Origin of the sequence: Acidovorax sp. HMWF018, assembly GCF_003061035.1 — a bacterium.
Lineage (GTDB): Bacteria > Pseudomonadota > Gammaproteobacteria > Burkholderiales > Burkholderiaceae_C > Acidovorax > Acidovorax delafieldii.
In genome coordinates this window covers 1-6,034 of sequence record NZ_QAIM01000439.1, presented here as the reverse complement: position 1 = coordinate 6,034, position 6,034 = coordinate 1, and the positions used below count along the sequence as shown (strand labels likewise).

The window sequence follows — 6,034 nt, the reverse complement described above, 5'->3', positions numbered from 1 at the left end:
GTGTACTGCGCACGCACTTGCTTGTCACTCATTGCTCAACTCCTTGTCGGTATTTTCAACAAGGGTTAAGAACTCCACTTTTCAGGGGCAACCTCATACCGAAGCTCACTCGGAAAATCTCCACGGCTTCGTGCGGCTGCACCTGCATGCTCAAGCCAAGAATCCACTTGCTGAAGGATCGCAATGGCAAGTGGCCGCGCCTGTTTCTCCGCTGCTGGGTGGACGGACCGGATTCCTCTGAGGACTTGCCGAATCAGCGGCCCTTTGGTGGGATCGGAAAATCCGTGGTCGGCGTGCCAGCGCGAGAGCGCTGCCAATCGCTGACGCAGCGTGTTGATAGAAAGCGTTGCCGAGTAATCGGCGAGGTACCGTGCGATGGCATCCGTCGTCGTTGGGAGCACACCCTGCCATTCACCCTCGAAGTGACGAACCGCCGAAGCGTAGCTGCGGCGCGTATTCTCTCGCTCCGATGCGGCAATCAGTTCTTCGAGCTTCCCCATTCGTGCAATTGAGTAGTTCTGTGCATGGATAACGGATAAGTATGCCTTTGGTTTCGGCTATGTGTGCGAATGCCGTGACCCGCCGTCTTCAGGTCGAGGTCGTGTGCGGTACCCATCATGACCTTACAAAGCTAACGTTTACCGGGTCTCTTTCTCCGCCGTGAGCTTGTCGTCGCTCACCAGCGACTGCAGAACCAGCGCGATCGCCCCGCCTACGATGGCCATGTCGGCGATGTTGAAAGCCGGCCAGTGCCAGCTGCGCAGGTGAAAGTCGAGGTAGTCGATGACCTGCCCTCGGACTGCGCGGTCGAACGCATTGCCTAGAGCGCCGCCCAGAATGAGGCTGTAGGAAAGAGCCTCCAGCCTGCGCTGCGGCCGCAGCAGCATCCACATGAGCCACGTAGACGCCGCGAGCGCGATGGCCAGGAAGAACCATCGCTGCCAGCCACCCGCCCCGGCGAGGAAGCTGAACGCTGCGCCGGGGTTGAGAACGTGAACGAGGTTGAAAAAGGAAGTCACCTCATGCGACCACCGCAAGGGGGTTGTCATCTCTATGTAGGTCTTGGCGGTTTGGTCGCCTGCGAATACAACAATCGCCAGTGAATACCACTGCGCTATGCGATGGGGATAGCTCATCAAATTCTTCTTGGGTTCAGAAAATTCCGGCTTCGGTATGGGCTCGGCGGGAACGGCCGCACCCAGACCGCAGCCGCGCACAGCGGCAGCAGCACCGTCGCGTTGCCGGCAGTCAGCACGGCGTTGGTCAGCAGGCCCCTGCGAACAACAAAGGCGAGCCTCCGGTTGGGCCCGATCGATGCCGTCGGCCAAGCGCAGCGCAGCCTGGAAGCCGGTCTTCACCGGGCCGCTCCCGCGACCGGCTGCCCCCTGGCCACACGGTGGGCCAAGGGAGCCACCAGCGCGACGCAGGCCCAACCCAGCGCAAAACCTGTAATCACATCCGCTGGATAGTGCGCGCCCAGCACGATGCGCGACCAGCCTACTGCCACCGCGAACAGCAGTACACCGGTCCTGCCTGCTTGGCCCAATACGGGCCAGAGTGTGGCCACCACGACGCCCATGTACATGGCATGGCCGCTGGGCATGGTGTATTGGCTATCTGGTGCAAAGGCAGCGCGATATACCGAATCGCCAAGTAGGACGAACGGTCGTGGCAGGGCGAACACTATTTTGGCGATAGCTGCGGCGGCGATCGCTAGGGGCAGCCCGAGCACAAAGCTGAGCAATGACACACTCAGCGGAGGTGCCGCCTGACGACCTTGTAGTCGCCGCCAAACCAGCAGCAAGACCACCATAGCCGGTGCTCCCCAGTAGCTGCCGACCGCGCTCAGGAACTCTGGCAGCCAGAGCCAGCCGTCGGGCAAGGTGCGGTGGATAGCCAGGAAGAGATCCACGTTGGCGCCGCCCCAGTCATACAGCCAATGTCTTGTGGAGTCAAAAGCCTGCATGTGAAGTCAGGCTCTCAGTTTCAGCAGGCGCAGCCCGTTGAAAACGACCAGCAGGCTCGCCCCCATGTCGGCGAACACGGCCATCCACATCGTGGCATGCCCCGTGAACGTCAGCGCGAGGAACACCGCTTTGATTCCCAGGGCCAGAACGATGTTCTGCGTCAGGATCGACGCGGTGGTGCGCGATAGCCGGATGAAAGTCGGAATCTTGCGCAGGTCGTCGTCCATCAGGGCGACGTCGGCCGTTTCGATCGCGGTGTCGGTGCCGGCCGCACCCATGGCGAAGCCGATGTCGGCACGCGCGAGTGCGGGCGAATCGTTAATGCCGTCGCCCACCATGCCCACCTGGCCGCCGCCGCCGATCAGTCCCTCGATGGCCTTGAGCTTGTCCTCGGGCAGCTGGTCGCCCCGTGCTTCGGAGATTCCGACCTGGGTCGCAATGGCGGCGGCCGTGTGCTGGTTGTCTCCGGTCAGCATCAGCGTGCGCACGCCCAGCGCCTGCAAGTCGGCCACAGCTTCACGGCTCGTTTCCTTGACGGTATCGGCCACGGCGAAGATGCCAAGCACGCTGTCATCGCCGATGAGCAAAATGGCCGTCTTGCCCTGGCGTTCCAAGGTCTCCAGCTGCGACTGAAGCGCCGTTTCGCTCAGGCCAAGCTCCTGCGCCAGTCTGTGGTTTCCCATGCTCAACATCCGGCCAGCGATACGGCCGCGCACCCCGCGGCCGGGCAACGCCGCGAATTCGTCGACTTCGAGCAGTGCGACGCCATCCCGCTTCGCCTTGCGGGCGATCGCCTGTGAGACCGGGTGGTCCGAGCGGTCGGCCAGGCTGGCGGCCCAGGCGGCAACCTCCTGTTGGTCGCCGACGAGGGACACGAAGTCAGTCTGTTCGGGTTTGCCATGGGTGAGCGTGCCGGTTTTGTCCAGAGCCAGGGCCTTGAGCTTGCGTCCGCCCTCCAGGTAGACGCCGCCCTTGATCAAGATGCCGCGTCGGGCGGCAGCGGCCAGGCCGCTGACGATGGTGACGGGCGTCGAGATGACCAGGGCGCAAGGGCAAGCGATCACCAACAGCACCAGCGCCTTGTAGATCCAGTCGAACCACGCGCCGCCGAAGGCAAGCGGCGGAACGACTGCGACCAGCACGGCCACCGCGAAGACGGCCGGGGTGTAGACCCGGGCGAATTGGTCGACGAAGCGCTGCGTGGGCGCGCGGCTGCCCTGCGCCGACTCCACCGCATGGATGATGCGTGCAAGGGTCGAGTCGCTGGCGCCCGCGGTCACCTGGTACTCGAAAGAGCCGGTCTCATTGATGGTGCCCGCGAACACCTGATCACCTTCGACCTTCTCGACAGGGAGGCTTTCGCCGGTGATGGGCGCCTGGTTGACGGCCGACTGGCCGGCCGTGATCAGCCCGTCCAGCGCGATGCGTTCGCCGGGTCGCACCCGCACGACTGCGCCCTTGGCCACTTCCTTGGCCCGGACCTCCGTCCATGAGCCGTCGGCCTGCCGCATGGTCGCCATCTCCGGTGCCAGGTCCATCAACCCGCGGATGGCATTGCGGGCCCGGTCCAGGGATTTGGCCTCAATCACCTCGGCCAACGCAAAGAGGAACATGACCATGGCGGCCTCGGGCCAGTGGCCGATCGCCATCCCGCCCGTTACCGCAATGGACATCAGGGCATTCATGTTCAGGTTGCGGTTCTTCAGCGCGATCCAGCCCTTCTTGTAGGTGCTGAGGCCGCCTGTGAAGATCGAGACCAGGGCCAGCACAACCACCGCCCAATGGTTGCCGTCATTGACCCAGTACACGCCTTCGGCGAGCACGGCCGCGATGCCGGATACCGCCATCGGCCACCAGTTGGTCTTTTGTGCGGGTACCCCCGAATCGCGTGGCTCGTCGCTCTTCTGCACCAAGGCTTCCATGCCCAGCGACTCGATCGCTTCTACCGCTGGCTTGATCGCATCGGGTGTGTGCCGCAGTGTCAACGTGCGCTGCATCAGATTGAACTCGAGGCCCTGCACGCCCGGCATGCCTTGCAACTTACCGCGGATCAGGCTTTCCTCGGTCGGGCAGTCCATCTTGGCGATGCGCAGCAGCGTAGTGACCGTCTGAAGGTCCTGCCGCTCGGCTCGCATGCCGATGGAAGCGAGTGCCTTCTCGATGGGTTCCGTGGAAGGTAGGGTGTGCTGGATGCCCAACACCCGTTGCATCAGGTTGAAGTCGAGCGCGGTCACGCCCGCCTCCTTGCCCAGGCGTGCGCGGATCAGCGCTTCTTCCGTCGGGCAATCCATGTTTTCGATCCGGTATGTCACGCGCTCCCCGGCCGGTGTAGTGGGAGCCGATGCTGGCGGCAGTAGCTGCGCGGTCGGGGGGGCGATGGGGGCAGGACCAGTCGCCGGCCCGCAGTTGCCAGCAGTCTGCTCCTTGGCCCGCATGCCGATGGACGCCAGGACCTGCTCCATCTGCGCGCGTGCCTGCGCAAGGTGCTTGACTGACAGCGTACGCTCGCGCAGGTCAAAGCCCAGGTCCCGGACTCCCTCGATCGATCCCAGGTGCGCGCGAATGAGTTTTTCCTCGCTCGGGCAGTCCATGTTCTCGATGCGGTAGGTCGTCAGCACAGCGGCCTCAGGTACAGCCTGCGCTTTCATGCCAACCGAATTCAGCGTCTGCTCCAGGACATCCGGCGAGACCTGGCTGTGCGAAACGGTCAGCTTGCGCTGTGGAAGATCGAACTCCAGCCGCTCGACGCCCGGCATACCCTCCAGCGTGCGCCGCACCAGTGCCTCCTCATTGCGGCAGTCCATGTTGCTCACATGAAACACAGTGGTTTCGGTGGACGGCTTTTCCTTGGCACAGCCCGTTGGTTGACTATTGCCGCCGGAGCAGCCGCAGGAATTGGCAGGGTCTTTGTTCATTGGGATGGCTCTCCATTGCAGGGTTTCCCCCGTATGCCATCATTGGACAACCTCTAGTTGCTAGAGAGTCAAGCTTTTGCGGAGAAGAACATGTTGCGGATCGGTGAATTGTCGAAGAAGGCGGACTGCCTGGTACAGACCGTGCGCTTTTACGAGTCCGAGGGCTTGCTGCCCGAGCCTGCGCGCAGCGAGGGCAATTTCAGGCTGTACGACGATGTCCACCTGCAGCGCCTGCTTTTCATCCGCCGCTGCCGGGCCAAGGACATGACCCTGGCTGAAATCCGACAACTACTGAACTTTCGGGACCGGCCGGAGCTGGACTGCGGCGAGGTGAATTCGCTGGTGGACTCCCATATCGCCCAGGTGCGGACAAAGATCAAGGAATTGCGGGAGCTGGAGCGCGAGTTGACCGATCTGCGGCGCTCCTGCGATACCGCCCGGACCGCGCGCGAATGCGGCATTCTCAACAGCTTGGGCGAGCCCGCCTGAAGTCAGGCGAGGCGCTGTGGAGCCGGGACGGCTGGCAGCGCCTGCTTATGGGCGGTGCGGCGGAAGGCCTGCACGATGATCTCGGCGCTGACGCCAAACTATTGACGGCAACACGCCAAAACCGTGCAGGCTAACGCCTGCACTTCAACAAACTAGCCTCCACCAAACCCGGTGTGATTCAGTACGTTCATTGCTCGCCATGGCGCAAAACTCCCACGAGGCAGGATCGATCTGAATCCGCAGCGTAGCCGATGTTCAATGCAGCACATTTGCGACCAGGACCTCTTGGCTACCAATGCTATTTGGCTCGTGGATCTGGCCTGAAAATCCTCCCGAGGAGTATCCGTCGATCCATTCGGGGTCGATCCACTATTGCCCGCCGATGATCACGGTGCCGATGACGATGAGGCTCTGACCTGTGATCTCAACCCACGATTGGGTGAACGCATGAAGACCCAGTCTGACAACCGGGTCAGGCAAAGGGGGCGGCGGTGAACGATAATGCTTGTCATTCTTAGTTGGACTGTAGAATGAAGCGATTGCTATTGATTCTGTGGGTTGGAGTGTGTTTTGTGGCCTCTGCCGCCGCGCAGACCCCTCCGGCAGGAGCCGACGAGGGGCCGCGTCAGCTGTGGCAGCTCTTGGACTACGTTGCCGTGGACT

The 6,034-nt window shown here is 62.6% G+C and carries 5 protein-coding genes; 2 read left to right on the top strand and 3 right to left on the bottom strand.

Going from position 1 to position 6,034, the window contains the following annotated elements:
- Positions 1–241, top strand: a 241-nt coding sequence (locus DBR23_RS31000; protein ID WP_233250545.1) for a hypothetical protein, incomplete at its 5' end; no start/stop codon positions are given.
- Positions 242–638: 397 nt separating this feature from the next.
- Here the strand turns inward: DBR23_RS31000 and lspA are convergent.
- The 3 genes from lspA to DBR23_RS18215 all read right to left on the bottom strand — a co-directional run bounded on the left by lspA (position 639) and on the right by DBR23_RS18215 (position 4,882).
- Positions 639–1,136 carry a signal peptidase II gene (gene lspA, locus DBR23_RS18225; protein WP_108499160.1) on the bottom strand — a complete coding sequence of 166 codons (498 nt, stop codon included), beginning with the start codon at positions 1,134–1,136 and terminating at the stop codon, positions 639–641.
- Between the two features lie 218 nt (positions 1,137–1,354).
- Positions 1,355–1,966, bottom strand: a complete 612-nt coding sequence (locus DBR23_RS18220) for a phosphatase PAP2 family protein (protein WP_108499159.1) — start codon at positions 1,964–1,966, stop codon at positions 1,355–1,357.
- A gap of 6 nt (positions 1,967–1,972) precedes the next feature.
- Entirely contained in the window at positions 1,973–4,882 is a 2,910-nt protein-coding gene (locus DBR23_RS18215) for a heavy metal translocating P-type ATPase (RefSeq protein ID WP_108499158.1), read from the bottom strand.
- A gap of 90 nt (positions 4,883–4,972) precedes the next feature.
- Here DBR23_RS18215 and cadR point away from each other — a divergent pair, with 90 nt between their 5' ends.
- Positions 4,973–5,371 (top strand): Cd(II)/Pb(II)-responsive transcriptional regulator, encoded by a 399-nt coding sequence (gene cadR, locus DBR23_RS18210; protein ID WP_108499157.1) that lies wholly within the window; start codon positions 4,973–4,975, stop codon positions 5,369–5,371.
- Positions 5,372–6,034 lie beyond the last annotated feature (663 nt).